This is a genomic window from Ruania alba, assembly GCF_900105765.1.
Taxonomy (GTDB): Bacteria; Actinomycetota; Actinomycetes; order Actinomycetales; family Beutenbergiaceae; genus Ruania; species Ruania alba.
The window spans coordinates 880,901-906,715 of sequence record NZ_FNTX01000002.1 but is presented as its reverse complement, the minus strand read 5'-3'; the positions used below and the strand labels follow the sequence as shown (position 1 = coordinate 906,715).

General features: G+C 69.1%; 25 protein-coding genes. 13 read left to right on the top strand and 12 right to left on the bottom strand.

The window, feature by feature from the left end; genetic code table 11:
- Positions 1 to 29 precede the first annotated feature (29 nt).
- Genes BLU77_RS14590 through BLU77_RS14585 form a run of 3 tightly spaced genes read left to right on the top strand, consistent with a single transcriptional unit; the run spans position 30 to position 689 of the window.
- Positions 30 to 239 (top strand): cell division protein CrgA, encoded by a 210-nt coding sequence (locus tag BLU77_RS14590; RefSeq protein ID WP_483880075.1) that lies wholly within the window; start codon positions 30 to 32, stop codon positions 237 to 239.
- Positions 221 to 274 carry a hypothetical protein gene (locus BLU77_RS23320; protein WP_483880078.1) on the top strand — a complete coding sequence of 18 codons (54 nt, stop codon included), beginning with the start codon at positions 221 to 223 and terminating at the stop codon, positions 272 to 274. Before BLU77_RS14590 ends, BLU77_RS23320 begins: the two co-directional genes overlap by 19 nt.
- A gap of 1 nt (position 275) precedes the next feature.
- Entirely contained in the window at positions 276 to 689 is a 414-nt protein-coding gene (locus BLU77_RS14585; protein ID WP_089773818.1) for a TIGR03618 family F420-dependent PPOX class oxidoreductase, read from the top strand.
- On the opposite strand, the gene BLU77_RS14580 is transcribed toward BLU77_RS14585, so the two are convergent.
- The 5 genes from BLU77_RS14580 to BLU77_RS14560 are packed head-to-tail and all read right to left on the bottom strand — an operon-like array spanning position 671 to position 6,307.
- Positions 671 to 1,732, bottom strand: coding sequence for a LacI family DNA-binding transcriptional regulator (locus tag BLU77_RS14580; protein ID WP_217632468.1), 1,062 nt, complete (start codon positions 1,730 to 1,732; stop codon positions 671 to 673). The genes BLU77_RS14585 and BLU77_RS14580 overlap by 19 nt on opposite strands.
- A gap of 18 nt (positions 1,733 to 1,750) precedes the next feature.
- Positions 1,751 to 2,611 (bottom strand): carbohydrate ABC transporter permease, encoded by an 861-nt coding sequence (locus BLU77_RS14575; protein WP_089773817.1) that lies wholly within the window; start codon positions 2,609 to 2,611, stop codon positions 1,751 to 1,753.
- Positions 2,608 to 3,519, bottom strand: coding sequence for a carbohydrate ABC transporter permease (locus tag BLU77_RS14570; RefSeq protein ID WP_089773816.1), 912 nt, complete (start codon positions 3,517 to 3,519; stop codon positions 2,608 to 2,610). The genes BLU77_RS14575 and BLU77_RS14570 overlap by 4 nt, the downstream gene beginning before the upstream one ends.
- A complete protein-coding gene (locus BLU77_RS14565; RefSeq protein ID WP_175477120.1) occupies positions 3,516 to 4,808 on the bottom strand; it encodes an ABC transporter substrate-binding protein in 1,293 nt (430 codons plus the stop codon). Before BLU77_RS14565 ends, BLU77_RS14570 begins: the two co-directional genes overlap by 4 nt.
- A 29-nt stretch (positions 4,809 to 4,837) precedes the next feature.
- Positions 4,838 to 6,307, bottom strand: a complete 1,470-nt coding sequence (locus BLU77_RS14560) for a sulfatase-like hydrolase/transferase (RefSeq protein ID WP_089773814.1) — start codon at positions 6,305 to 6,307, stop codon at positions 4,838 to 4,840.
- A gap of 399 nt (positions 6,308 to 6,706) precedes the next feature.
- Here BLU77_RS14560 and BLU77_RS14555 point away from each other — a divergent pair, with 399 nt between their 5' ends.
- Complete coding sequence (locus tag BLU77_RS14555) at positions 6,707 to 10,312, top strand: RICIN domain-containing protein (protein ID WP_175477119.1); 3,606 nt, start codon at positions 6,707 to 6,709, stop codon at positions 10,310 to 10,312.
- 57 nt (positions 10,313 to 10,369) lie between these two features.
- Here the strand turns inward: BLU77_RS14555 and BLU77_RS14550 are convergent, their stop codons facing one another.
- Both BLU77_RS14550 and BLU77_RS14545 read right to left on the bottom strand, forming a co-directional pair.
- Positions 10,370 to 11,050 carry a rhomboid family intramembrane serine protease gene (locus BLU77_RS14550; protein WP_245708877.1) on the bottom strand — a complete coding sequence of 227 codons (681 nt, stop codon included), beginning with the start codon at positions 11,048 to 11,050 and terminating at the stop codon, positions 10,370 to 10,372.
- Between the two features lie 181 nt (positions 11,051 to 11,231).
- Positions 11,232 to 11,756 (bottom strand): peptidylprolyl isomerase, encoded by a 525-nt coding sequence (locus BLU77_RS14545; RefSeq protein WP_089773812.1) that lies wholly within the window; start codon positions 11,754 to 11,756, stop codon positions 11,232 to 11,234.
- Between the two features lie 125 nt (positions 11,757 to 11,881).
- On the opposite strand from BLU77_RS14545, the gene BLU77_RS14540 reads away from it, so the two are divergent.
- Positions 11,882 to 12,772, top strand: a complete 891-nt coding sequence (locus BLU77_RS14540) for a hypothetical protein (protein ID WP_089773811.1) — start codon at positions 11,882 to 11,884, stop codon at positions 12,770 to 12,772.
- Positions 12,773 to 12,843: 71 nt separating this feature from the next.
- On the opposite strand, the gene BLU77_RS14535 is transcribed toward BLU77_RS14540, so the two are convergent.
- Positions 12,844 to 13,089, bottom strand: coding sequence for a hypothetical protein (locus BLU77_RS14535; protein ID WP_089773810.1), 246 nt, complete (start codon positions 13,087 to 13,089; stop codon positions 12,844 to 12,846).
- 190 nt (positions 13,090 to 13,279) lie between these two features.
- Between BLU77_RS14535 and BLU77_RS14530 the strand changes: the two genes are divergently transcribed.
- On the top strand, positions 13,280 to 13,540 hold the full coding sequence (locus BLU77_RS14530; RefSeq protein ID WP_089773809.1) for a DUF7218 family protein: 261 nt from the start codon (positions 13,280 to 13,282) through the stop codon (positions 13,538 to 13,540).
- Between the two features lie 94 nt (positions 13,541 to 13,634).
- Here BLU77_RS14530 and BLU77_RS14525 read toward each other — a convergent pair whose 3' ends face one another.
- Genes BLU77_RS14525 through BLU77_RS14510 form a run of 4 tightly spaced genes read right to left on the bottom strand, consistent with a single transcriptional unit; the run spans position 13,635 to position 19,228 of the window.
- Positions 13,635 to 15,557, bottom strand: a complete 1,923-nt coding sequence (locus BLU77_RS14525) for a bifunctional aldolase/short-chain dehydrogenase (protein ID WP_089773808.1) — start codon at positions 15,555 to 15,557, stop codon at positions 13,635 to 13,637.
- Positions 15,558 to 15,617: 60 nt separating this feature from the next.
- The gene (locus BLU77_RS14520; protein ID WP_281242111.1) at positions 15,618 to 16,643 is read right to left on the bottom strand and encodes a substrate-binding domain-containing protein; all 1,026 of its coding nucleotides are present in this window, start codon (positions 16,641 to 16,643) and stop codon (positions 15,618 to 15,620) included.
- Between the two features lie 51 nt (positions 16,644 to 16,694).
- Positions 16,695 to 17,702, bottom strand: a complete 1,008-nt coding sequence (locus BLU77_RS14515; RefSeq protein ID WP_217632467.1) for an ABC transporter permease — start codon at positions 17,700 to 17,702, stop codon at positions 16,695 to 16,697.
- Positions 17,699 to 19,228 (bottom strand): sugar ABC transporter ATP-binding protein, encoded by a 1,530-nt coding sequence (locus tag BLU77_RS14510; RefSeq protein ID WP_245708876.1) that lies wholly within the window; start codon positions 19,226 to 19,228, stop codon positions 17,699 to 17,701. Before BLU77_RS14510 ends, BLU77_RS14515 begins: the two co-directional genes overlap by 4 nt.
- 201 nt (positions 19,229 to 19,429) lie before the next feature.
- Between BLU77_RS14510 and BLU77_RS14505 the strand changes: the two genes are divergently transcribed.
- The 7 genes from BLU77_RS14505 (at position 19,430) to BLU77_RS14475 (ending at position 25,694) form a co-directional block, all read left to right on the top strand.
- Positions 19,430 to 20,227, top strand: coding sequence for a DeoR/GlpR family DNA-binding transcription regulator (locus BLU77_RS14505; RefSeq protein WP_089773805.1), 798 nt, complete (start codon positions 19,430 to 19,432; stop codon positions 20,225 to 20,227).
- Positions 20,228 to 20,269: 42 nt separating this feature from the next.
- Positions 20,270 to 21,304: a zinc-dependent alcohol dehydrogenase gene (locus tag BLU77_RS14500; RefSeq protein ID WP_089773804.1), complete on the top strand. Its 1,035-nt coding sequence runs from the start codon at positions 20,270 to 20,272 to the stop codon at positions 21,302 to 21,304.
- Positions 21,304 to 22,326 (top strand): NAD(P)H-dependent glycerol-3-phosphate dehydrogenase, encoded by a 1,023-nt coding sequence (locus tag BLU77_RS14495; protein WP_089773803.1) that lies wholly within the window; start codon positions 21,304 to 21,306, stop codon positions 22,324 to 22,326. Before BLU77_RS14500 ends, BLU77_RS14495 begins: the two co-directional genes overlap by 1 nt.
- Positions 22,327 to 22,516: 190 nt before the next feature.
- The gene (locus tag BLU77_RS14490) at positions 22,517 to 23,530 is read left to right on the top strand and encodes a xylulokinase (protein ID WP_175477118.1); all 1,014 of its coding nucleotides are present in this window, start codon (positions 22,517 to 22,519) and stop codon (positions 23,528 to 23,530) included.
- Entirely contained in the window at positions 23,476 to 23,991 is a 516-nt protein-coding gene (locus tag BLU77_RS14485) for a xylulokinase (RefSeq protein WP_175477117.1), read from the top strand. Before BLU77_RS14490 ends, BLU77_RS14485 begins: the two co-directional genes overlap by 55 nt.
- A gap of 210 nt (positions 23,992 to 24,201) precedes the next feature.
- Positions 24,202 to 24,783 (top strand): type IV toxin-antitoxin system AbiEi family antitoxin domain-containing protein, encoded by a 582-nt coding sequence (locus BLU77_RS14480; protein ID WP_245708875.1) that lies wholly within the window; start codon positions 24,202 to 24,204, stop codon positions 24,781 to 24,783.
- Entirely contained in the window at positions 24,780 to 25,694 is a 915-nt protein-coding gene (locus BLU77_RS14475; protein WP_217632466.1) for a nucleotidyl transferase AbiEii/AbiGii toxin family protein, read from the top strand. The genes BLU77_RS14480 and BLU77_RS14475 overlap by 4 nt, the downstream gene beginning before the upstream one ends.
- Positions 25,695 to 25,815 lie beyond the last annotated feature (121 nt).

The following is a 25,815-nucleotide window of genomic DNA, read 5'->3' as shown; positions in this document are numbered from 1 at the left end:
CCAGAGTCGTCCCCAAGGAGAACGCAGCCATGCCTGAGTCGAAGTCCCGCAAGAAGCCGGCGTACACCCCACCGCCCGCGTCCTCCGCACCCAAGCCGAACCCGAGCTGGTGGGCACCGACGATGGTGACCCTGATGATCCTCGGGCTGGTCTGGGTGGTGGTCACCTACATCGTGCAGTCCGCCGGCCCCATCCCGGGATCGGCTCGTGGAACCTCGCCGTGGGCTTCGCGATCATGATGGTCGGGTTCGTGATGACGATGAGGTGGCGCTGACGTGCCGAAGGCACCGCTCCCGGAGCAGGTACTGGAGCTGCTGCGCCGCCCGAACCCGGCGGTGATGGCCACCATCCACCCGGATGGGTATCCGGTCTCGGTGGCCACCTGGTACCTGATCACCGATGACGGCCGGTTGCTGCTGAACGTCGATGCCGGCCGGGCTCGTCTGCGGCACCTGCAGGAGAACCCGCACGTCTCCCTCACCGCGCTGGACGAGAACTGGTACACCCACGTGAGCGTGCAGGGACGAGTCGTCGAGCTCTACGACGACACCGATCTCGCCGACATCGACCGGCTCTCCATCCACTACGGCGGCAAGCCGTACCCGGTGCGGGACCGGCCGCGGGTGAGCGTGCTGGTCGAGTTGGACCGCTGGCACGGCTGGGGCGCTGCTCAGGCCACCGGTTCCTGAGACTCCCCGGGCGCTGATCCGATCCCCGCGGTGCTCTCGCGCACTACGAGGTGGAAGGGCACGTTCTGGTCCACCGGGTCGGCGAGCGTGCCGCCGCTGAGCTGAGCCTCCAGCATCCCCAGCGCCAGCTCAGCGATCGCCGTACGGTCCGGGGAGATCGTGGTCAGCGACGGCGTGACGGCGCGACCGTAGGGGATGTCGTCGAAGCCCACCACGGCCACGTCACCGGGCACGTGCAGGCCGGCGAGGTGCAGGGCACGGATGGCGCCGAGCGCCACCCAGTCGGTGACGGCGAACACCCCGTCCGGCGGCTCGGCCGCCTGGGCGAGCAGGTCCCGGGTGGCCCGCTCCCCCTCCTCACCGGAGTTGGTCGTGATCCGGCGCATGAGGTTCCGGTCGACGCCGATGCCGGCGTGCTCGAGGGCCTCGACGTACCCGCGCATCCGCGGGTCACCCGTGTCGTCCGGATCCCCACCGATCATCGCCACCCGGCGGCAGCCGAGACCAAGCAGGTGGTCCACCGCTGTGCGGGCAGCGGCGACGTTGTCGATGGCCACGTGGTGGGCGGCCTCCCCGTAGCCGTGCTCGCCGAGCAGCACCAGCGGGGTGTGGTCCTTGCGCACCTGCAGGTCGTCCACGGAGAGCCGCCGGGCGCTGACGATGAGCCCGTCGATCCGCTGCGGGAAGCTGCCCTCCAAGGCGGCGCGTTCCGCGGCGAGAACCCCGCCGGTCTCATGGATGAGGACGAACCAACCACGCGCCTCGGCCCGCTCGATCACCCGTCCAGCCAGGGCGGAGAAGTACGGCATCTCCAGTTGCGGCACCACCAGGGCGATCACACCGGAGCGCCCGCGGGCGAGGTTGCGGGCGGAGAGGTTCGGGCGGTAACCCACCTCCTCCACGGCTGCCAGCACGCGTTCGCGGGTGCGTGGCGCCACGTGCTGGTACCCGTTGATCACGTTCGAGACCGTCTTCATCGACACGCCGGCGATCTCGGCAACGTCAGTGAGACGGGGACGCCCCGCCTTCCGGTCCTGAACCACGTCCGTCACGCTACCGGTTCACTTCAGACCGGTGGTCGAGACGCCCTCGACGATGCGCTTCTGGAACACCACGAAGGCCACCACCACGGGGATCAACGTGACGATACTCATCGCGAACAGCTGCCCCCACGCCGACTGCCCGGATGAGTCCAGGAAGGTGCGCAGCGCAAGCGGCACGGTGAGCTTCTCCGGGGAGGAGAGGTAGATCAACGGAGCGAGGAAGTCGTTGTAGGCCCAGATGAAGGAGAAGATCGCCGTGGTCACCAGCGCCGGGTTGAGCAACGGCAGCACGATCCTGCGATAGATGCCGAACACCGAGCATCCGTCCAGACGGGCAGCCTCATCGAGCTCTCTGGGGATGCCGCGGATGAACTGGACCATGAGGAAGATGAAGAAGGCCTCCGTGGCCAGGAACTTCGGCACCACCAGCGGGAGGTAGGTGTCCAGCCAGCCGAGGTCACGGAAGATGGCGTACTGAGCGATCAATGTGACGTGCTGGGGCAGCATCACCGTGGCCAGCATGGTCGCGAAGAAGACCTTCCGGCCGAGGAACTGCATCCGGGCGAAAGCGAACGCGGCCAACGAACAGCTCAGCACATTCCCGATGACGGTGAGGGTGCACACGATCAGCGAGTTCACCAGGTAGCGGGAGAACGGGAGCCCAGGGCCGGTCCAGCCCTCGGCGTAGTTCGTCCAGGTGAAGCTCGCCGGGACCAGTGAACCGGAACCGAAGATCTCCGAGACCGGTTTGAACGAGCTGGAGAGCATCCACAACAGCGGGTAGAACATCAACAGCCCGACCGCCGCGATGGCGAGATGGCCGGCGGTCCGGGACAGTGCGGTCCGGCCACCCGCGTCGCGGGAAGTGATGGTGCTCATCGTGCCCCCGAATCGGAGTAGAAGACCCAGCGCCGGCTCATCAGGAAGTTCGCCGCGGTGAACGCCGCGATGATGAGCAGCAGCACCCACGCCATGGCGGCGGCGTATCCCATCTCGAAGCTGCCGAAGGCCCGCTGGTAGAGGTACAGCGTGTAGAACAGGGTCGAGTCGCTCGGCCCACCGGTGCCGCCGGAGATGATGAACGCCGGGGTGAACGCCTGGAAAGCACCGATGATCTGCAGCACCAGGTTGAAGAAGACGATCGGCGTGAGCAGCGGCAATGTGATCGCGAAGAAGCGTCGCACCTTCCCGGCACCGTCGATCTCCGCCGCCTCGAGCAGATCCGCGGGGATCTGCCGCAGCCCGGCCAGGAAGATCACCATCGGTGCACCGAACTGCCAGATGCGCAGGATGATCAGAGTGCCCAGTGCCGTGTCGGGTGAGGAGATCCACCCCGACCCCTCGTACCCGAAGACGGCAAGCACCTGGTTCACCAGGCCGTCGCTACCGAAGATCTGCCGCCACAGGATGGCGATCGCCACGCTGCCGCCGAGCAGGCTCGGCACGTAGTAGATCGCGCGGTAGACGCTCAGGCCCCGCATGCCACGGTTGAGCACCATCGCCACGGTGAGTGCGGCGATGAGTTCGAACGGCACCGAGAACAGCACATAGGTGCCGGTCACCACGAGCGAGTCCAGGTAGCGTGAGTCCTCGGCCATCCGGGCGTAGTTGTCCAGGCCGAGCCACTCCGGTGGCGCCAGCAGGCTGTAGTTCGTGAACGAGTAGTACAGGGTGAGCAGCATCGGGCCGAGAGTGAGCCCGAACAGGCCGATCAGCCATGGCGAGAGGAAGGCGTAGGCAGGCAGGCTCGCCCGGAACCTGCTGCGCAGACCGGGAGCCGCCGTCATGAACCGAGTGCTCGTGCCGCGTCGTCGATGAACCGGGCGGCCGCCTCTGCCGGAGTCGCATCACCGAATCCGACATCCTCGTTGAGGCTGGGGAAGGCCGTCGCCTGGAGCTCGCCATACCCGGTCGGCCACGGCTGGGGAGAGGGCCCGGTCGACCCGGCAATGGCGTCGACGTAGGCGATCGCGCGCCCCTCAGCCGTGTCGGTGCCGAGCCCGAGCAGATCGCGGGAGACAGACGAGGGCGGCACCCCGAGGGTGAGGCCGATGGAGCTGACGGCGCGCTCATCACTGAGGAGAAACTCGATCAGCTCGGCGGCCCCGTCGGCGTTCGCGGTCTCGCTGGTCACGCACCAGAAGTCCAGCGCCTTGAGGAACTGGCCCTCGAGACTGCCTGCGGTGAGCCCTGGCACGGCGAAGACCTCGAGCGGGTGGTCGGGGACCACCGGCTGGTAGAAGGCGACCTGCTGGACCCATCCGAACTCGATCGCGGCGCCCAGCTGGGCGAGCTGAGAGGTCTCGAATCCGGTGCTCTCCGCTGTGATGTCCGAGGTGGGGGCAGCGCCGGCCTCACGCAGGCTCTGCCACATCACCAGCCACTCCTCGACGATGTCGGCAGTGACGACCAAACCGCTCTCGTCGAAGAGTTCGGTGCCGTGCTGACGTGCCCATACTTCGAAGATCTGGAAGTTGCCACCGGCATCGGTGGTCCCGTACTTCCCTGGCCCCGCAGCGTCGGAGAACTCCTGACAGAACTCGACGAAGTCGTCCCAGCTCCACTCGGCGGGCAGTTCCAGACCGTACTCGTCGACGAGCTGGGGGTTACGGAACGTGGCGTGCGTGATGGAGGACTGTCCGATGCCGTAGAGCCCGTCGCTGATCTCACCGCTGGTGGCGACGTCCGGATCCAGGCTCGAGGTGGTGATCGTGCTGCCGGCATACTCACTCAGGTCGAGCAGGGCGCCACGATCGGCGTACTCGGCGAAATAGGACATCGACATGCGCAGCACGTCCGGCCCCTGGCCACCTGCGACCTGGGTGGCGAGCTTGTCCCAGTAGTCGCCGAAGGCTGCTTTCTCGGTCGCGAGACTGATGTCGGCGTTGTCCGAGGTGTAGGCGTTCAGCGCGGCTTCCACGCCTTCGTGCGCAGGTTGTCCGCCGTACCAGGCGACCCGCAGGGAGTTCGAGTCGCCCGACTCGCCTCCGCCATCGGAACCGCAGCCCGCCAGGGCTCCGGCGGCCAGGGCAGCGCTTCCCGCTCCGAGGAACGTGCGTCGGTCGATGTGTGCCATGGTGACCTCCATTGGTCGCGGCACCGGGTTCAGGCCCAGCGCCAGTTGTGGGGACGGGTTTTCGGCTGGTAGCTGCCCGCGGGCAGGTCGTCCGCGACGCGGAGCAACCACTGCACGAGCTGGCGGTAGAGGTCCTCCCGGACGCCGGCCAGGGCGGCGTCGTCGCTGAGATCCTCGGTCTCGGCGGGATCGGCCTCGAGGTCGTAGAGGAAGACCTCGCTCCGATCGTCGACGACGAGCTTGTATCGGTCCCCGACGACCATGCGCATCTCCCCGCTCTGGGTGACGCTGTTCAGCTCGTCGAAGGTGGTGCCCTGGTAGGGGAAGTGCAGCGGGGGCCGGTCGCTCTCGTCGTAGGAGACGCCGCCGTATCCGTGCTCGGCGTAGATGGTGGAGAACTCCGACGGCGGAGCCTCACCTCCGCGCAGGAGCGGCGCCAGGGACCGGCCCTGCACCCCGGGTGGGATCGGTTGGCCCACCCACTCGGCGATCGTGGGCAGCAGGTCCACCATGGAGACCGGCTCGCTGCGGTGCTGGGTCTCGACCCCGGGGCCGGTCACGGCGAGCGGGATCCGGGTGAGAGCCTCCGGCAGGCCGGCACCCTTGCGCTGCAGCCCGTAGTCCCCGACGAAGTCCCCGTGATCAGTGAGGAACACGAAGACCGTGTTCTCCAGCCCGCCGGGCTGGGCGGCCAGGTGATCCACCAGGCGCCCGATCTGGTCATCGATCATGGCCAGCATGCCCAGATAGTTCGCCCGGTACCGCCTCCACACCTGGTCGAACCCGGGCCGCTTCTCCTCGATCAGCCGGTGCAACCAGCGGAACCGCCAGCCCAGCGCGTCCAGGACCTCCGGACCCGCCAGCCGTTCCGGTACTTCGGCCTCGTCGAACATGCTGAAGTAGGGCTCGGGCACCTGATACGGGTTGTGCGGTTCCGGGAACGACAGCCACAGGAAGTACGGATCCTCCGCGGGTGCGCTGTCCACCGCCCGGATCGCGCCATCGACGATCCGGTAGGGCAGCTGGGACTCCACCGGGAACGGCGTCGGCTCCTCGGTCACGGCGTGGTCGAGCCCGTGCAACCACGCATCGAACTCCTCGTGCGCGGCACTCTCCGCGGGCCCACCGCCGTGCATGAACGGGCCGTGGAAGGTGTCGAAGTCCCCCGGTCCGGGATGCATGTGCGGCTTGCCGCTGAAGTGCAACGAGTAGCCCGCCGCCCGCAGCACATCCAGCAGATCCTTGCTGTAGAACGCATGCTCAGCCGTACTGTTCTGCCGCACGCGATGCGCGGAGGGGAACCGCCCGGTCAGCAGGCTGGTACGGGCCGGCACGCACGCCGGGCAGCTGGTGTAGGCACGGTCGAAGCGCGCGCCGTCGGCGAACAGCGCATCCAGCCGCGGCATCGAGTCCGGGCCCCCCTCAACACCGGTGAGACCCACCCGTTGCTGGTCCGTCATCAGCACCACGATGTGGGGCTGGCTGGTACTCGCTGCCATGACCGTCTGTCTTCCTCTCGTCGGGGGACGCCGTCGTCGCTGACCGGAACATTACAGCGCTGTAGATCCAGAAGTCCAGAGCGGTTACGAACTTTTTTCTAGCGCTTACTGGTGGCTGTCCCGGATGGCTCGACACCGCGTACCCCGATCAGGCCGGGAATCACATCGGTGTGACTATCCCCAGCTGTGCACAGACCTGTGGAGAACTACACGGATGAAACTTCCCCAACCTGTGGTCACACCTGTGGAGAACTACACCTGTGTCACTTGCCCCCTGACGCACTCCTGGTCGGCGCCGTGTCCAACCCAGGGGGCAAGCCAAGCCTCTCTTGACGCGCGCAGCACGCGCGCCATAGCGTGAGGACCCTACTGAGCAATGATGCTTGAAAGGGCGCCGAAATGATCACTATTAATCACACACGCTCGCGAGCGGTCGGCGCGTTGAGCGCGGCGGCGCTGGTCGCCGTCGGGTTGGTCCCGCTGACCGCGAGCTCCGCGCACGCGGCAGACGGGCAGCTCGGAGCGGTCGATGGGGTGACCGCCGACGGCGACACCTACACCTTCACCTCCGGCGACGCCGCCCTGCGGATCCAGGTGCCCGACGAGGACCTGCTGCGCGTGTGGCTGGCCCCGGACGGCGAGTTCACCGACCCCGCCAGCGAACCGCCCGCCGAGCCCGGCGACCCCTCGGCCACCATTGTCGTCGAGGACGGCTACACCGGCGGCGCGTCACGGCTGGAGGAGACAGAGAGCGCGTACCTGATCAGCACCGACCAGGCGCAGCTCACCGTCACCAAGAACCCGCTCACCATGGAGCTCGCCGATGACGACGGAGCCGTGCTGTGGAGCGAGACCGCGCCGCTGCGCTGGGACGAAGGCAGCACCACGCAGACGCTCGAGCAGGGCGAGCAGGAGCAGTTCTTCGGTGGCGGCATGCAGAACGGCCGGTTCAGCCACCGGGACAATCAGATCACCATCTCCCGCGACTTCAACTGGGAGGACGGCGGCAATCCGAACGCAGCACCGTTCTACCTCTCCAGCAACGGGTACGGAGTGCTCCGCAACACCTTCGCCCCCGGTAGCTACGACTTCAGCGCGCCGGTGCGCACCACCCACTCCGAGGAGCGATTCGACGCGTGGTACTTCGTGGGCGACACGCGTGAGGTGATCGACGGGTACACCGAGCTGACCGGACGTCCCCTGATGGTGCCCATGTACGCCCTCGAGGTGGGCGACGCGGACTGCTACCTGCACAACGCCAACCGCGGCGAGCGGGAGACGCTGCGCGACTCCCAGGCCGTCGCCGACGGCTACGTCGAGAACGACATGCCGCTGGGCTGGATGCTCGTCAACGACGGCTACGGCTGCGGATACGAAGACCTCGGCGAGACCGGGCAGATGCTGAACGACCGCGGCGCCGAGCTGGGCCTGTGGACCGAGGCGGACCTGACCGACCAGGAGTACGAGGTCAGCAACGGGGTGCGGGTACGCAAGACCGACGTCGCCTGGGTGGGCCCGGGATACCGCTTCGCCCTGGACGCGTGCGAGCAGTCCCGCGCCGGCATCGAGGACAACAGCGACGACCGGGCGTTCGTGCTGACGGTCGAGGGATGGGCCGGCACGCAACGCTGCGGGGCCACCTGGAGCGGTGACCAGGCCGGCTCCTGGGAGTACATCCGCTGGCAGATCCCCACCTACGCCGGCGCGACGATGTCCGGCCAGCACCTGGCCACCGGTGACATCGACGGCATCTTCGGCGGCTCCCCGGACACCTACGTGCGCGACCTGCAGTGGAAGATGTTCCTGCCGAACACCTACGCGATGAGCGGCTGGGCCGCCACGGACAAGCAGCCCTACCACTACGGCCCGCGGCACAACGCGATCAACGCGCGATACCTGCAGCTGCACGAACGGCTGCTGCCGTACTTCTACACGCACACCGCGCAGGCCAGCCAGACGGGCCTGGGCGCCACCCGGCCGCTGTACGTGAACTACCCGGACGACCCGGCCACCTGGGGCGATGCGGTGAAGTACGAGTTCCTCGCCGGTGACGACTTCCTCGTGGCCCCGGTGTACGAGGACGCCACCACCCGGGACGGGATCTACCTGCCGGAGGGCACCTGGATCGACTACTGGACCGGGCGGGTCTACGCCGGCAACCAGACGCTGAACGACTATCCCGCACCGCTGGAGCGTCTGCCGCTGTTCGTGCGGGCCGGGGCGATCGTGCCGATGTTCCCCGAGGGCACCATGGACTGGGCCGAGGGCCTGGCGGCGGACCAGCTCGATCTGGACATCTACCCGCAGGGGACGTCCTCGTTCACCCTGTACGCCGACGACGGCCGTACCCAGGCCTGGGCCGACGGGGAGTCCGCCGAGCAGGAGTTCTCCGTGCAGGCCCCGGAGTCCGGCCGCGGTCCCGTCACGGTCACCCTGGGCGCGCTCGACGGGAGCTACGCGGGGATGCCGGACGAACGGCACTATCTGCTGAACCTGCACACCGACGCTCCCCCGGCCCGGGTCACGGTCGATGGCACGGCACTGTCCGAGGTGCCCTCTGCGGGCGCCCTGGACGAGACGACCGGCTGGTCCTACGACGGGGCCAGCGGCGTGATCAGCGTGCGCACCGCTGCCTTGCCGACCTCGGCGGAGGCGACGATCGAGATCGTCGGAGCGGGCGCCGTCGGGGGTACCCACCCGCAGGAGCGGGACGTCACGGCAGACCTGTCCCTCCCCGCGATCGCCACGGCCGGCGAGGCCAGTGAGGTCGAAGTCGCGCTCGGCAACGACACCGGAGCCGACATCCGCGTGCAGTCCCTCGAGCTCGACGCCCCGGAGGGCTGGCAGGTGCAGTCCGCCGATGCGGCCGGCCTCGAGTTGGCCGACGGCGAGGAGACCGTGCTCGGCTTCTCCCTCACCCCGGATGCCGCGGCCGAGCCGGGCTCGTACGAGATCAGCGCCCAGGTGGACTACCGGGTGCGCAGCAACGCCCACCAGGTCGCCGCCCAGGCGAGCACCACGCTGGCGTTCGCCGATGTGCCCAGCGCGGCGAACAACGTGGGCGTCACCCGGGAGGCCGACCCGGCACCGGGTGATCTGGACGGCGGTGGCTCGAGCTTCATCGCCGAGCGCCTGGCCGCCGAGGGCGTCGAGCCGGGTGCGGCCCTGGAGCTGAACGGCTTCACCTTCGAGTGGCCGGACGTCGAGCCCGGCGCCCCGGACAACGTGGCCTCCGCCGGGCACACGATCGGGGTCTCCGGTCAGGGGAACGCGTTGGCGCTCCTCGGTACCGGGACGAGCGGCAGTGCAGGCGGCCCGGGGGTGGTGCACTACGCCGACGGGTCCAGCGAGCAGATCTCCCTCGGGTTCCCGAACTGGTGCTGCCTGTCCCCGGACCGGTACGGCGCCGAGATCGCCGTGACCACGCTTGGCAAGAACACCCCGGACGGGCCCGCCTACCCGAGCGTGGAGTACCGGCTGTTCACCACCACGGCGGCCATCGACCCCGAACGTGAGGTCGTGGCCGTCACCCTGCCGGGTAACAGCGCCGTGCACGTGTTCGCGATGAGCATCGGGAATCAGGAGGTGGTCCCGCCGCCGATCGCCGACGGCCAGTACACGCTCGGCAACGCGGCCACCGGACTCGCATTGCAGGCGCCTGGCTCGGAATCGTCGCAGCTCGGCACGGCTGAACCGTCCACCGCGCCGTCGCAGAAGTGGATCCTCACCAGGAATCCCGACGACGGCTCCTACGAGGTGAAGAACGCCGGCAGCGGCCAGTGCATGGACGTGTTTTACTCGGCCACCGAGCCGGGCACGCTGGTTGGTCAGTACTCCTGCACCGGAACCGCGAACCAGCGGTTCCAGATCACCGAGTCCGGCGGTGAGCTCGTGCTGACCGCCGGGCACAGCGGCCTGGCGATCGGCGTGGATGCCGACGGGTCCGTGGTGCAGCAGACCGTGGACGGGTCGCCCGAGCAGCACTGGCAGGCCGAGGCCGGCTGATCCGGCCGGGGTACGGCCGGTGGCGATCCCACCGGCCGTACCTGGCCGATCACAAGCTCAGGCCAGCGCGACGGCGGTGAGGACGCCGAGCAGGGCCAGCATCGCGGCCACGCCGAGCACCGCCCCCACGGAGCGCCGCTCCTTGGGCAGGTAGGCGAACAGCGCACCGAGTGCACCACCCACCACGAGGCCGCCCAGGTGGGCCTGCCAGGAGATACCCGCCACAGTGAAGGTGATCACCACGTTGATCGCGATGACCACGAGGATCTGCCGGGCGTCCCGGCCGGTGCGGCGCAGCACCACCGCCACCGCGGCGAACAGCCCGAACACGGCCCCCGAAGCGCCGACGGTCGGGATCTGATAGTTCTCCGGGGCGGTGAGCAGCAGCACGGCCACCGACCCACCGAGCGCACTCACCAGGTACAGCGCGATGTAGCGCCATCTCCCGAGCATCTGCTCCAGGAAGGGCCCGACGATCCACAGCGCGTACATGTTGGCCAGGAGGTGCAGCCAGCCGGCGTGCAGGAACGCCGAGGTGATCAGCCGCCACGGTTCGTCGCCAGCCAGCGACGGCCGGAGCCAGAATGCCGCACGTAGTCCCGGTAGGAGGTACGAGGCGAGGAAGGCGGCCAGGCAGATCCCGATGATCGTCATCGTGACCACCGGCCGGTCGCTGGCCGCCACCCGCCCGCCGAGCACCGTGCGCGTCGGGCGGACCGAACGGTTCGCCTCGCGCACGCAGTCGACGCAGTGCACCCCCACTGCGGCCGGCCGCTGACACTCGGGGCAGGCGGGCCGGGAGCACCGTTGGCACGTCACGTACGAGACACGATCCGGGTGCCGGGGGCACACCGGCGGTCCGGCCGCGCCCCCGGCGCTTCCCGGAGGCGGGGCCGAGGGGTAGCTGCTCATCGAAGGGTCAGTCGATGATCTCGATCGAGGTGATGACGATGTCCTCCACCGGGCGGTCGTTGCGCGGGTCGGTGGAGACCGCCCCGATCTGATCCACGACGGCGGCCGAAGCCTGGTCCTTCACCTTGCCGAAGATGGTGTGCTTGCCCTGCAGCCACGGCGTGGCCGCCGTGGTGATGAAGAACTGTGACCCGTTGGTGCCGCGCCCCATCTGGATCCCGGCGTTCGCCATCGCGAGCACGTGCGGCTCGCGGAAGTGCAGCTCGGGGTGGATCTCGTCGTCGAACCGGTAGCCGGGGCCGCCGGTTCCGGTGCCGAGCGGGTCTCCGCCCTGGATCATGAAGTTCGGGATCACCCGGTGGAAGATCGTGCCGTTGAACAGCGGGTCGTTGCTCTCGGCGCCGGTCTCCGGGTGCGTCCAGGTGCGTGCCCCGGTGGCGAGCTCGGTGAAGTTCTTCACCGTCTTGGGTGCGTGGTTCGGGAAGAGTTCGACGGTGATGTCGCCGGCGGAAGTGTGCAGAATTGCGTCCATGCCAACCATCTTCGCACGCAGTTGTGTGCACTTCCCGTGACCGGGTGGCACGATAGGAAGTGGACAGGCCCAACCACACCAAATGATCCGTGCCCCGCCCCGCGGGACGTGAGCTAGGGAGTCATATGTCGCGCAAGGAGAAGGTCAACGCCGAGCAGCTTCGGGCTCAGGCCGAGGAAGCCAGCAAGGTCGCGCGGCAGCTCGCCGACCAGGGCAAGGAGTGGGCCGGTCCTCGGGTCGACTCCGCGGTCGAGTGGGCGGGTCCCCGGGTCGACTCCGCCAGGGAGTGGGCCGGCCCCAAGGTGGACTCCGCCGTCGAGTGGGCCACGCCGCGCGTGGAGAAGGCCTGGCGAGACGGCGTCACGGCTGCCGCTCCGAAGGTCGCCGAGTACGCCGAGAAGAGCAAGGGTGCGGTCGACTTCGCCCACGACGCGATCGTGGACAGGGTGCTCCCCCGCGTGGTGCAGGCGATGGACGATGCCGCCAAGGCAGCCAGTGGTGGCGCCGACGGGCTGCAGAACCGGGCGAACTCGGTGATCGATGCCGCCTCGGACGCCGTCGCGGCCGAGCAGAAGAAGGCCAAGGGCGGGAACAAGGTCGGCAAGACGATCGGCTGGGTCCTGGCCGGAGCGGCCGTGGCAGGCGCTGGTGTACTGATCTGGAAGCGCACACAGCCGGTCGACGACCCGTGGGCCGAGGAGTACTGGGACGACGCTCCGGCCCCGGTGGAGAAGGCCAAGCACGTGGCCGAGGAAGCCGGCGCTGCCGCCGGTGACGCGGCCGCGACCGCCCAGGAGGCGGCTGGAGATGCTGCCGACACGGTGGCCGAGAAGGCCGGCGAGGTGAAGGACTCCGCAACCGACGCCGCTCAGGACGTGGCCGAGGACGCCAAGGACGCCGCCGGTGAGGCGGGCGAAGCCGTGGCCGAGGCCGCCGAGGAGACCAAGGACGCCGCCGAGGATGCCGCGGACGACGTCAAGGACGCTGCTGAGGAGTCGGGCGACTCGAAGGCCTGACGGCCACCTGACCACAGAGGAATCCCTCGTCGATCACCAGATCGACGAGGGATTCTTCATGCGTGGGCGAGTCAGCCGATGACCACCCGGTCGGTGATCGGGACGTCAGCGGTCTGCCGCGCGCAGTGGCTGCAGCAGAACGTCTGGGCATCGACCTCGACACCGTGGCCGAGGATCGTCACCCCACAACGCTTGCAGCGCGGCGCGACGGCGTGGATCGCACACTCGAAAGAGTCGAACGGACCCTGCTCGCCCTCCGGCGTGACAACGGTGAACGTCTTCTCGTAGTCGTTCCCGCAGCTGGTGCACGTCGTCATGGCAGTCCTCCTTCGTTCTTCGGTGGTGCACTCTCGACGGTATGCCCGCAACCGGCTCCTGTCATCAGCAGACCGCCTCGGCGGCCGTGACCGCCCCGGCTGCAGGACCGGGCGGGCGGGCGTACCGTGCACAGAGAACGTCCGGCAGGACACCTCTGTCACCCGTCGCCGACCTGGAGAGGAGAGCACGATGCGTCAGAACGATCCGATCAAGAACCCGGACATGTACGAAGAGCTCCGCGAGGAGGGGGCGTCGAAGGAGAAGTCCGCCCGGATCGCGAATGCCGCTGCGCAGGAGGGCGCCGACGAGGTCGGCCGCCGCGGCGGACACGCTCCCGCCTACGAGGAGTGGACGGTCGAGGAGTTGCGTGACCGGGCCCGCGAGCTCGACCTCTCCGGCTACTCCGACGCCACGAAGGACGAGCTCATCGGCATGCTCCGCAACCACTGAGCGTTGCAGGTGCTCGCACACCGGTTGCCGACGGCGTGACTGCACCGGGCAGGAGCGGTCACCGACCGGCGGTGACCGCTCCTCCCGATGCCCGTCACACGATCCGGTCGCTCCCGCCGTCGATCGGTACCTGTGCACCGGTGGTGGCGTGGAACAGTGGCCCGCACATGGCCGCCACCAGGTCACCGACATCGGCACTGGTGATCTCCGCGCGCAGCAGGTTCCGGCGCTTGTAATCGGCCACCGACATCCCGTACTTCGCGGCACGCTGCTCCAGCAGTTCCGGTGACCACAGCGCGGTGTCGAAGACGGCGTCCGGGTTCACCGTGTTCACCCGGATCCCGTCCGGCGCCCACTCCAGCGCCGCCACCCGGGCGAGCTGGGTAGCCGCGGCCTTGGACGCCGAGTAGGCCGCCGCACCCTGACCGGGTGCCGGGACGTTCTTCGACCCGACCAGGACCACTCGTCCCTGCCGCGGCGCGAGCGCCAGATACGGGTGCGCGGCACCGAGCAGGGTCAGCAACCCGGTGACGTTCACGTTCAGGCTCTTCGCCCATGGCTCGGCCGGGAACCCGTCGATCGGGTGCGAGGCGGCGAACACGCCGGCAGCCGGTACCAGGATGTCCAGACCGCCGAAGTGGCCCGCTCCCTCGGCCACCGCGGCACGGACCGCGTCGGCGTCGGAGACGTCGCAGACGATCCCGTACCAGTCCGCCGCGTTCGCCTCGGTCACGGCGGCGTCCCGGTCCAGGGCAATGACGGCGGCCCCTGCCTCCCGGAGCGCCTGCGCACAGGCGCGTCCGATCCCCGAGGCGGCACCGGTCACCAGCGCCACCTCACCCGCGAACGGCGGCGGGTCGCCCTTGGCGCGCAGCTTGCGCTGCTCCAGTACCCAATACTCGATGTCGAACGCCTCGGCCGGTGAGAGGGTCCGGAAGCCGCTCATTGCCTCCGCGCGCAGGATCCCGGCAGCGGTGTGCTCGTAGATGTCCGCGGCGACATTGGCTGCCTTCACGGTCCGGCCCGCGGTGAGGAACCCCAGTGTCTCGTCCAGAATCACGCGTGGCGCCGGGTCGATCGGGGTGAGCTCCCCGCCAACCAGCCCTCGGTGCTCGTTCACATACCCCTGGTAGCCGGCCACATAGGCCGCCACGTCGGTGCCCACCATCGGCACCCGCTTGGTGTGGATGACGTGCTCGGGCGTCAGCGGTCCCCGCTGGGTGATCTCGCCGATGTCGGCGCGCCCCAGCAGGGCGTCCACCGCGGTGCCGGTGCGGCGCTGCAGCACCATCGGCGCACCGGCGGCCTCGCTGAGTTCCTTGCGAAGCCCTGCCAGGGCGAGCGGATCCACGTCAGGCGAGGAGCCGCCGTCGGGAATCTCCGGAAGCGCCGCGGCAGCGGTGCGCACCAGCTCCAGGTGCGTGGCCAGCGCCTCCTCGGCATCATCGGCGAAGGTGAAAAGGCCGTGGTTGCGCAGCACGATCCCGCGCAACGAGCGCACGTCCACGTCCGCGAGCGCCACGGCCACCTGCCGAGCAAGCGCGAAGCCGGGCTTGACGTAGGGCAGCACCCACACGTCCTCGCCGAAGGTCTCGGCGGTGAGCCGCTCGCCGTCGGCCTGGTTCGTCAGGGTGACGATCGCATCGGCGTGGGTGTGCAGCACGAACTGGTGCGGGATGAGGGCGTGCAGGATCGCCTCGATGGAGGCCGAGGGGGCGGAGGCATCCATGGACGCCTGCTTGAGCTCGTTCACCAGGGAGACGTCGTCCAAGGACTCGAGTTCGGCGAGTGCCAGCACGCGGTCCTTGCGCAACGGGGTGAAGCCCTCGGGCACGATCGAGGCGAGGTCGTACCCGCTGCCCTTGGTCAGCACCACCTCGACGGTCTCGCCGGTGACGTCGGTGCGGGTGGACTTGACCGAGGTGTTGCCGCCTCCGTGCAGCACCAACGAGGGGTCCGAGCCCAGGGTGCGGGAGGCGCGGACGCAGGCGTCCAGGGCGTCGTCATGGATGGTCATCGTTCTCCTCAGGATCGGGTGGGCCGTCGGGTGCCGGGAACGGCACCCGACGGCGGTGGGTCACTCCTCGTTCGACAGGTCGCCGGATTCGAGGTTGCTCTCGATCAGCTCCGGCAGTCGCTCCAGGAAGGCCTCCACGTCGGTGACCACGTTGGCCTGCACGTCCTCGACGTTGTCCGGCGTCACCGTGGGCATGACGTAGGTGTAGAGCTCCTCGACGTCCGCACCGTTCGCGGCCCGCTCGGCCACGGCCAGCCCGGCGCCGAGCTCGACCCGTCCGTGCTGGAGGTGGGTGCCGATGAAGTCGCCGTCGGCGACGGCGGCCAGACCGTCCTCGATACCGTCGATGCCGACGATCGGCACGCTCATCCCGGCTTCGTTCAGCGCCTGCAGGGCGCCCAGACCCATGTCGTCGTTCTCGGCAATGACGCCGTCGATGTCCTCACCGAAGGCGGAGATCCAGTTGGCCATCAGGTTCACGGCCTCGTCCCGGGTCCAGTTCGCGGTGTCCATGGCGAGGACCTCGATATCGGGGTTCTCCGCGAGCACGTTCTCGATGCCCTCGGTGCGGTCGAGCTCGGCGGACTGGCCGAGCGGGCCCTGCAGGATGACGACGTTGCCCTCACCGCCGAGCTCGTCGACCATCATCTGCGCCTCGCTCTCCCCGGCGGCGACGTCGTCGGGCAGCACCGAGGCGGTGACGTTGCTCGTGTCGTCGAGGGCCGCGTTCACCGGGATCACGGGGATGCCGGCATCGGAGGCGGCGACGAGCTGTGGACCGAGGGAGTCGGCCTGCACCGGGACCACGACGATCGCGTCCACGCCGGCGTTGACGTACTGGTCGAGCTGGTCGGCCTGGGTGGAGACGTCGAGCCCGGCGGAGTTCCACAGCAGCTCGATGTCGTTCGCTTCGGCGTAGGCCTCCATCCCTTCCTGGCCCTGGGTGATGAACGAGCTCATGTCGTAGACAGAGACGCCGATCCGCAGACCGTCGTCACCGGCGTTCGGATCACCGGCGCCGCATCCGGCGAGCAGCAGCCCGCCGCCGAGAGCGGCCGCGATCATGGTTGTCTTCGTGTGTCGCACCGTGGTGCCTCCTTGCAGGTGGTGAATCTCTTGCGGGGTAGGGGGGATTGGTCAGGAACGGGTGCGTCTGGTGGCCCAGACGTCGATGGCGACCGCAGCCGCGATCAGGGCGCCCTTGATGACGGCCTGCCAGTACGGGGGGATCACGAGGATCTGCAGACCGTTGTTCAGGGTCTGGATGAGCATCAGGCCGAGCAGGGTGCCCCAGACGGTGCCACGGCCGCCGAAGAGGCTGGCGCCACCGATCACGACGGCGGCGATCGCGTCCAGTTCGTAGCCCTGGCCGAGCGTGGGGGCTCCGGAGATCACCCGGGAGGAGATCATCAGTCCGGAGATGCCGGCCAGGCCTCCGCTGATCAGATACACCCAGACGCGGGTGCGCTCGGTGGGGACACCGGCGAGCGATGCGGCGCTGGCGTTGCCGCCGATGGCGTAGATGCGCAGTCCGAAGGTGGTGTGCCGGAGCACGAACCAGAAGGTGATGAAGCCGACGATCATCAGCAGCACCGGGATTTTCATCCCGAGCACCTCGCTGTTGGCGAAGGCGCCGTACCCGGCAGGCACGCCGTTGATCGGTGCGCCATTGCCGATAGCGTAGGCGAAGCCGGAGGCGGCGGTGAGCATCCCCAGCGTGGCCACGAACGGTGGCACGGAGAATCTACTCACCAGCAGTCCGTTGACGGCGCCCGCCAGCAGTCCCACACCGGTCGCCACCACCGGCGCGAGCCAGAGCTGGTCAGGGACCCGGACCGCGATCCAGGCCGCACTCATCGCACTGACGGCGATCACCGATCCGACCGAGAGATCGATCCCGCCGGTGAGGATCACCAGCGTCTGCCCGAGGGCGATCAGGGCAAACGGTGCGGCAGCGATAAGGATGGTGGTGACGTTGTCGAGCGTGGCGAAGCGCGCGCTGCGATAGGCGAAGTAGCAGATCACCACCAGCAGGATGAGCACCATCGCGTTGCGCACGAGCAGCGCCGTGGCCACCTCGCGCGCGGACTTGCCCTCGGTGAACTGGCGGAAGTTCGCGGCGAACGCGGGCATGGTTCTGGTCATCGACTCTCCTCGGTCGTGTGGCGGGCGGCGTCCTCGCCGCTGGCCAGATGGAAGATGCGAGCTTGGGCATCGGGGGCATCGAGGTCGGCTCGGTCGAGCTCGCCGGCGATCGCGCCGTCACGCATGACGAGCACCCGGTGGGTCAGTCCGATGAGCTCGGGCATGTCCGAGCTCGCGACGAGCACGCCGAGGCCCGTCGCCGCGAGCTCACTGATGATGCGGTAGATCTCGCTCCGCGCACCGACGTCCACGCCGCGGGTGGGCTCGTCGAGCAGGAGCACCGCCGGGGAGCGGTCCATCCAGCGCGCGATGACGATCTTCTGCTGGTTCCCACCGGAGAGGGTCTCGGTGAGTTGCTGCAGGGAGCGGTAGCGCAGCCCCATGTCCTCCACGTGCCGGGTGGCGGCCGCAGTACGTGCCCCACCAGCCATCACCCCGAAGCGGGAGTAGTCGGAGATGTAGGGCAGGGTCATGTTGTCCAGGATCGAGCGGCCGAGCACCAGGCCATCCCGCTTGCGGTCCTCCGGGACGAAAGCGAGGCCGGCGTCGATAGAGGCCCGCGTGGTCTGCCGATGCAGGGCGTGTCCGTTCACGGTGACGGTGCCGGCGGCGGCCCGTCTCGCACCGAAGATCGCCTGCAGGGTGGCTGAGCGCCCGGCGCCCACCAGCCCGCCGAGACCGACCACCTCACCGGCGTGAACCGTGAGGTTGACGGTGGGCCGGCCCGGCCGGCGTTGCAGCTCGGTGACCTCCAGGGCCGGCGTGGTCCCGGGCGCGGGACGCTCGGGGAACATGGTGCCGAGCTCGCGGCCGATCATCGCGGTGACGATCTGGTGGGGCTGGACGTCTCGTGCCGGTTCGTCGAGCGTGAGTCCGCCATCGCGGAGGACGACCACCCGGTCGGCGATGGCCTCGATCTCCTGCATCCGGTGCGTGGTGTAGACCATGGCGACCCCGCGATCGCGGAGCCGGCGGATCACCTGGTAGAGCCGCTCCACCTCCGCCTCGGGGATCGAGGAGGTCGGCTCGTCCAGCAGCAGGACCTTCGCCCCGGAGCTGGTGGCCTTCACGATCTCCACGATCTGGGTCAACGCCACCGACAGCCGGTTCATCGGCAGGTCCGGGTCGACGTCGACGTCGAACTCCGCGAGCAGCTCGCGGGCGTGGGCTCGCATCTGCCGACGACGCAGGATGAACCCTGCGGCGCGCGGCTCCCGTCCGACGGCGATGTTCTCGGCCACCGTGAGGTCCTCGTATGGCGCCAGTTCCTGAGGCACGAGCGCGACCCCGAGGTCGCGTGCGTGGCGGGGCGAGGGGTGGGTCAGCTCGGTTCCGCGGAGGGTCACCGTTCCCGAGTCGGCGGGCAGGCGGCCCATCACGATGTTGAACAGCGTGGACTTCCCCGCGCCGTTCTCACCGGCGAGCACCACCACGGACCCGGGCTCGGCGGAGAAGCTCAGGTCATGCAGGACGGGCACACCGCCGAAGGCCTTGAACAGGCCTTCCACTTGTAGTGCTGGTACCACGCGGGACCCCTTCGTCTCGGTATGCGTGTCTCTGTCTCGGTCGCTGCTGTCTCGGTCAGCGCTACATCGCGCATCACATGAAAAGCGACTGTAGAGCATGATTCCTAACGGTACAAGTGTTTTCATCTAACATTCATTGTGTTAGATTCCCTGCAGAGGTCACACTTGGCCGATGACGACAGGTGATCGCGAGGAGGCAGCATGAGACGGCGCCAGGCCGCGCAGGAGCGACGTAGCGAGATCTCCGAGATCGTCTCGGCCAAGGGATTTATCCGCATCGACGAGCTCGCCGAGCACTTCGGCGTCACGGCGATGACCATCCACCGGGACCTGGACGAGCTCGACGCCCGCGGTGTCGTCTCGAAGGTGCGCTCCGGCGCCAAGGCCACCCCGATCGAGGAGGTGGAACGTAACGTGGCGCTGCGCCGGCATCACATGCTCCCGCAGAAGCGGGCGATGGCCGCCGCCGCGCTGGCGTGGCTGGACGCGCTCGACGCCCCCCGGGTAGTGGCCCTCGATGACTCCACCAGTGCGCTCACCCTGGTCGACGAGCTCGCAGCCCGTGACGGCCTGACGATCGTCTCGAACTTCCTCCCCGTGATCGAGCAGGTGGCCGCGTCCGAGCACGCCACGATGTTCGGCCTGGGCGGAACCTTCTCCCCCGCCTTCCAGTCGTTCCAGGGATCGAGTACGCACGAGGCGATCCGCTCGATCCAGATCGACGTGTTCTTCCTCTCGGCCACCGCCGTCGGGCAGGGCGCGATCTTCCACCCCGAAGAGGGGCCGCTGCAGGTCAAGCGGACCCTGATCGACCAGGCCGCCCGGTCGGTGCTGCTGGTCGACCACACCAAGTTCTCCCGGCGTGCCCTGCACCGCCAGGCAGGTCTGGCCGAGATGGATGCCGTCGTCGTCGACGACAGTATCGATCCCGACGACCTGCGGCGCCTGCGCGACCACGTCGAGACCGTCATCGTCGCTGAAACCGAACAGGAGAGTTGACAGGATGCTGAACCACACCTGCGAGCCATCCGGGCGCCTGCGATGAGGGCCGCCATCTTCCGCGGCCCCGGTGAGCTCGCGATCGAGGAGATCGAGCGGGAGCAGCCCGGCCCGGGCGAGATCGCCGTCGAGGTGCGCGCCGCCGCCACCTGCGGCACCGACCTGAAGTCCTACCGCCGCGGGCACCCGAAGCTGTTCCCCACCCTGCCGGCCCGGTTCGGGCACGAGTTCGCCGGGGTGGTCACCGAGGTGGGCGACGGCGTGGAGAACTTCACTCCCGGGATGCGCGTGGTCGCCGCCAACACCGCCCCGTGCGGGCACTGCTGGGCGTGCACCATCGGCCGGGAGAGCCTGTGCGAGAACCTGCTCTTCCTGAACGGCGCCTTCGCCGAGGAGATCGTGGTGCCCGCCCCCATCGTGGCCCGCAACACCTACGAGATCCCGGACACCCTGCCGTTCGAGGCGGCCGCTCCGCTGGAACCGCTCGCCACCGTGGTGCACGGGATGGACGAGTCCGGAATCCGCCTCGGCGACTCCGTGGTGGTGCACGGCGCCGGCCCGATCGGGCTGATGTTCGTGCGCCTGGCCACCCTGCGCGGTGCGCACGTGATCAGCGTGGACCAGAGCGCCTGGCGCCTGGAGCAGGCACTCGCCGCGGGCGCCGAGCACACCGTGAACATCACCGACCTCGACGATGACGCCCGCCTGGAGGCGATCCGCGAGCACACGCCGGGCGAGCGCGGCGCGGACGTGGGCATCGAAGCCGTCGGCCTGCCTCCGGTGTGGGAGCAGACGCTGGACACGGTGCGCCCGGGAGGCACCGCCGTCTGGTTCGGTGGCACCCCGAAGGGTGCGCTGATGAGCGTGGACACCTCGCGGGTGCACTACGAGGAACTCACCATGAAGGGCGTCTTCCACCACCAGCCCCGGTACGTGGCCACTGCGGTGAAGCTGCTGGCCACCGGGCGGGTGGACGGGATGTCCCTGATCACCGAGACACGACCCCTGGAGGCACTCGTGGACAGCCTGGAAGACATGGCCGCCGGGCGCGGCTCGAAGTTTGCGCTGGTGCCCTGATGGCGCGCGTGACGATCCTCGGTGCCGGCGCCATGGGATCGGCCCTGGCCACCCCGCTGCGCGCGAACGGTCATCAGGTGGCCCTGTGGGGCACCTGGTTCGATGACCATTTCCTTGCCGAGCTCGCCGACGGCGGCCCGCACCCAGGAACGAAGGTGGCCCTGGCCGAGGGGACCGAGGTGTTCACCAGCGACCGGATCGCCGACGCGCTCGCCGGCTCGGACGCGGTGATCGTGGCCGTCGCCTCGGGGGGTGTGCTGGAGGTCAGCAGGCTCGCTGCTGCCCACCTGGCGCACCGCCCCACGCTGGGGCTGGTGAGCAAGGGCTTCCACCAGCGCGCCGATGGGTCCATCGCCTTGATGCCGGAGGCCGTGCGCGAGGCGATCGAGGACTCCGGCGCCGTCGTGGTGGCGATCGGTGGACCGTGCAAGGCGAACGAGGTGGCCGCGGGGCGCTTCACCGCGACGGCGTTCGCGTCCACCGACGGTGGGCAGGCAGCTGGCCGGCTAGCCGATGTCATGCGCACCCCGGACTACCGGCCCAACGTCAGCGACGACGAGGCCGGGCTGGAGGTGTGCGCCCCGCTGAAGAACGTGTACGCCATCGCGCTCGGCTTCGCCGACGGGCTGGAGCAGTCCACCGGTGAGCCGTGGCACAACCTCAAGTCCGCGATCTTCGCGAAGGCTTCCCAGGAGATGGGGCTGGTGGCCGAGGCGCTCGGTGGCCGGGTAGAGACGGCCTTCGGGCTCCCCGGCGTCGGGGACCTGGAGGTCACGGGGCTCTCGGGCCGGAACAAGGTCTACGGCGCCCGGATCGGTGCCGGAGAGTCGGCACCGGAAGCGCTGGAGCGGATGCGCGAGGCCGGCCAGACGGTCGAAGGCGTCGCCGCCAGCGGGCTCGCCGAGACGTTGGTGACCACCCAGCTCCAGAGCATCGCCGACCGGCTCACCCTGCTAGCAGCGATCAGGGCGGTGCTGGACGGCGCCGCCGACCCACTCACCGTGATCCGGCAGGCCCTCTAGCCCCACCCCCTATCCGCGAGTGCGGCCGATTTCGCTCATACTTCGAGATATAGCCACAATGGGCCGCACTCGGTCACGTGCGAGTGCGTGATCAGGTGCGAGTGCGGCCACGCGCGAGTGTGAGACCAGGTGCGCGTGCGTGATCAGGCGAGGGCCGCCGTCGGGAATGACAACGAAGGAGTTGCAGCACATGGACGTGGTGATCGGGATCGACGCCTCCACCACGGGCACGAAGGCCGTGGCGTTCGGGCCCGACGGGCAGGTGCACGCCTTGGCGCGCGCCGCGATCGACCGGCACTCCCCCGAGCCGACCTGGCACGAGCAGGACGCCGAGCAGTGGTGGGACTCCACGCTGGACGTGCTCACCGGCGCGGCAGGCGAGCTGGCGGAAGCCGGGCACACGGTGCGCGCGATCGGAATCACGCATCAGCGGGAGTCCTTCGTCTGCCTGGACGAGCAGTTGCAGCCGTTACGGCCGGCGATGCTCTGGCTCGATGCCCGGGCGGGAGCCCAGGTAGAGCGGCTCGGCGACGACACGGCGCACCGCATCTCGGGCAAACCCCCATCGACCACGCCCAGTTTCTACAAGCTCGGTTGGCTCGCCGACCACGAGCCGGAGACGCTGACGGCGGCACGGCACGTGGCCGATGTGCACGCCTTCCTGAGCCACCGGTTGACCGGGACCCTCGCGACATCCACGGCGTCCGCGGACCCGATGGGCCTGGTGGACATGTCCACCAACGACTGGTCGGAGGAGCTGCTCACGCGGGTGGGGCTACGCCGGGAGCAGATGCCGGCGCTCGTCCCGCCCGGCGGTGTGGTCGGGCACCTCACGGCGCAGGTGGCACAGCTCACCGGACTGCCGGAGGGCCTGCCGGTGGTGGCCGGCGCCGGGGACGGACAGAGCGGTGGGCTGGGGGCCGGGGTTTCCCGGAAGGGGTTGGCCTACCTGAGCCTGGGCACGTCGATCACGCTGGGGGTGCACGCCGCCGAGGGGGCAGACGCCAGCTGGGACTACCGGCTGCTCGGCTCGCCGCTCGGTGAGGGCGTGACCATCGAGGGCTTCATCAACTCCGGGGCGCTCTCGGTGGCGTGGTTCCGGAAGGCGTTCGCGGGGCGATCCCAGAGGATCCGGCCGACCTCGAGGAGTTGCTGGCCACGACCGCGCCCGGTGCCGGCGGCCTGCGCTACCTGCCTTACCTGAGTGGCTCGGCCACCCCGTTCTGGGATGACCAGGCGCGAGGCACGTTCGCCGGGTTCACCGAGAGTCACGGGGCCGGCGAGTTCTACCGAGCCGTGCTGGAGGGCCTGGCGTTCGAGACGAAGGTGCTGCTGGACCGGCTGGAGGTGCCGGCCGGGCGGGTGGAGGAGATCGTGGTGCTCGGCGGCGGGTCTGCCTCCCGCGCGTGGATCGAGATCCTCGCCTCCGTGCTGAACCGGCCGCTGGCGATCAGCGCCACCACCGAGGCCACCGCGCTCGGTGCGGCGATCCTGGCCGCGAGCGCCGTGGATCTCGTTCCCGGTGGGGTGGCGGCTGCGGCCGAGTCGATGGCGGGCGTGGAGCGGCGGGTCCAGCCGACCCCGGAGCTGGTGGCGGTCTATGCGCCCGCCTCGCAGTCCTACGCCCAGCTGTACCCGGCGCTGAAGGCGTGGTTCCGCAGCTGAGCCAGTAGGTGCCGATCGTCGTCGCCCTCGTTCACATGAGGCGACAACCACCGGCACCTAGCCGGGGCGGTAGGTGCCACCGCTCGTCGCCTCACGCTCGTGGAAGCGACGAGGAGTGGCACCAAGGCAGCGGTGCGAGGCGCGCTAGCCATCAGAATCCATCACAGATACGCTATATCTGTGATGGATTCTGTTGGATTGGAGGTTGTGGTGACCACCACGACGCTGCCCGATCTGCTGCGGTACGACGACCTGGCGACACGAGGCCTCACCCGGCACGGACTCGACCGGCTGATCCAGTCCGGGACGTTTGAACGCATCGCGCCCGGCCTGTTCCTGCGCACAGGGCTCACAGACGACACGACGGCAGCGTGGATCGCTGCAGCCGCAAAGAAGCCTGACGCGACGCTGTGCCTACTCACGGCACTGTCGCTGCACGAATTGACCGACGAGATCCCCACGCGGAGCGACGTCGCCATCCCGCGCGGCACGCAGCCGGCCGCCGTGCATCACGCGCCCATCACCTGGCATCACTTCAACACTGACACGTTCGGCATCGGCCGCGGCGAGCACCCACTGCCGAGCGGGCTGTCCATCGGCCTGTACTCCGCAGAGCGCACTCTGATCGACGTGTTCCGGCTGAGACACGCCTGGGGCAGTGACCTCGCACTCGGTGCGCTCAAGCAATGGCTACGCAGGCGCGGGAGTAGCCCTGCGAAGTTACTGGCACTGGCGGAGAACTTCCCGAAGGCGCGCCCAGCGATCCTGCACGCCCTTGAGGTGCTGTTGTGAGCCCGAATCCACAGCACGGCACCCCAGCAGGCGACGCGACCATTGCCATCCGTGGCGTCGCCCGGAGGACCGGTGGGGACGTGCAGGAGCTGATGACCCTGTACGCACTCGAAGGGCTCCTGGCACGGATCGCAATCTCCGAGTACCGGGACGACCTCGTGCTGAAGGGCGGTGTCCTCCTCGCCGCGTTCGCAGCGCGCCGCCCGACGAAGGACATCGACCTGCAAGCCACCCGCCTCACCAGCGATCCCGGGGAGGTCGCCGAGCGCGTCCGCGCCATCACAGCCCTGGATGTCGACGACGGCCTCGTGTTCGACCCCGCCAGCGTCACCGCGACGCGGATCCGTGACGAGGACGAGTACGCCGGAGTGCGGGTCAAGCTCTCCGCGACGCTCGGCACAGCGCGGCTGACGGTCGGGATCGACGTGAACTTCGGCGACCCGATCTGGCCGGCACCGCGCATCATCGATCTACCCCGCGTCGTGCCTCTCGGGCTCCCGCCGGTCAGGTTGCTGGGCTATCCGCTCACGATGGTGCTAGCCGAGAAGCTCGTCACTGCCATCGACCGCGGCGTCGCCAACACGCGCTGGCGCGACTTTGCCGACGTCTACACGTTGACCCGCCTGCACACCGTGAATGCCACAGAACTCCGCGCATCAATGGAAGCCGTCGCTGAGCACCGTCAGGTCGCGCTGAGGACCCTGCTGCCCGCACTCGCTTCGATGGCCGAGCGATCGCAGCAGAAATGGCGCGCCTGGCGCACCCGATCCCACCGCGAAGACGAGCTCCCCGAGGCATTTGCCGACGCGCTCACCGCAGTCGCGGGCTTCGCTGACCCCGTCCTGTCCACGACGGCGGAAGGCGACTGGAACCCCGCCGCCGAGGTGTGGGGGAACGGTCACGCACGCTGAGTGGTCGGCGCGCCATCCCAGCACCGGTGGAGAGTTCGTGGGACCCAACCGCCAGCGATACGCACACCTGCGGCAGCATCGGGCGCCGGCTGATGCCTCGCCAACAGCTCCCGCCGCTCAC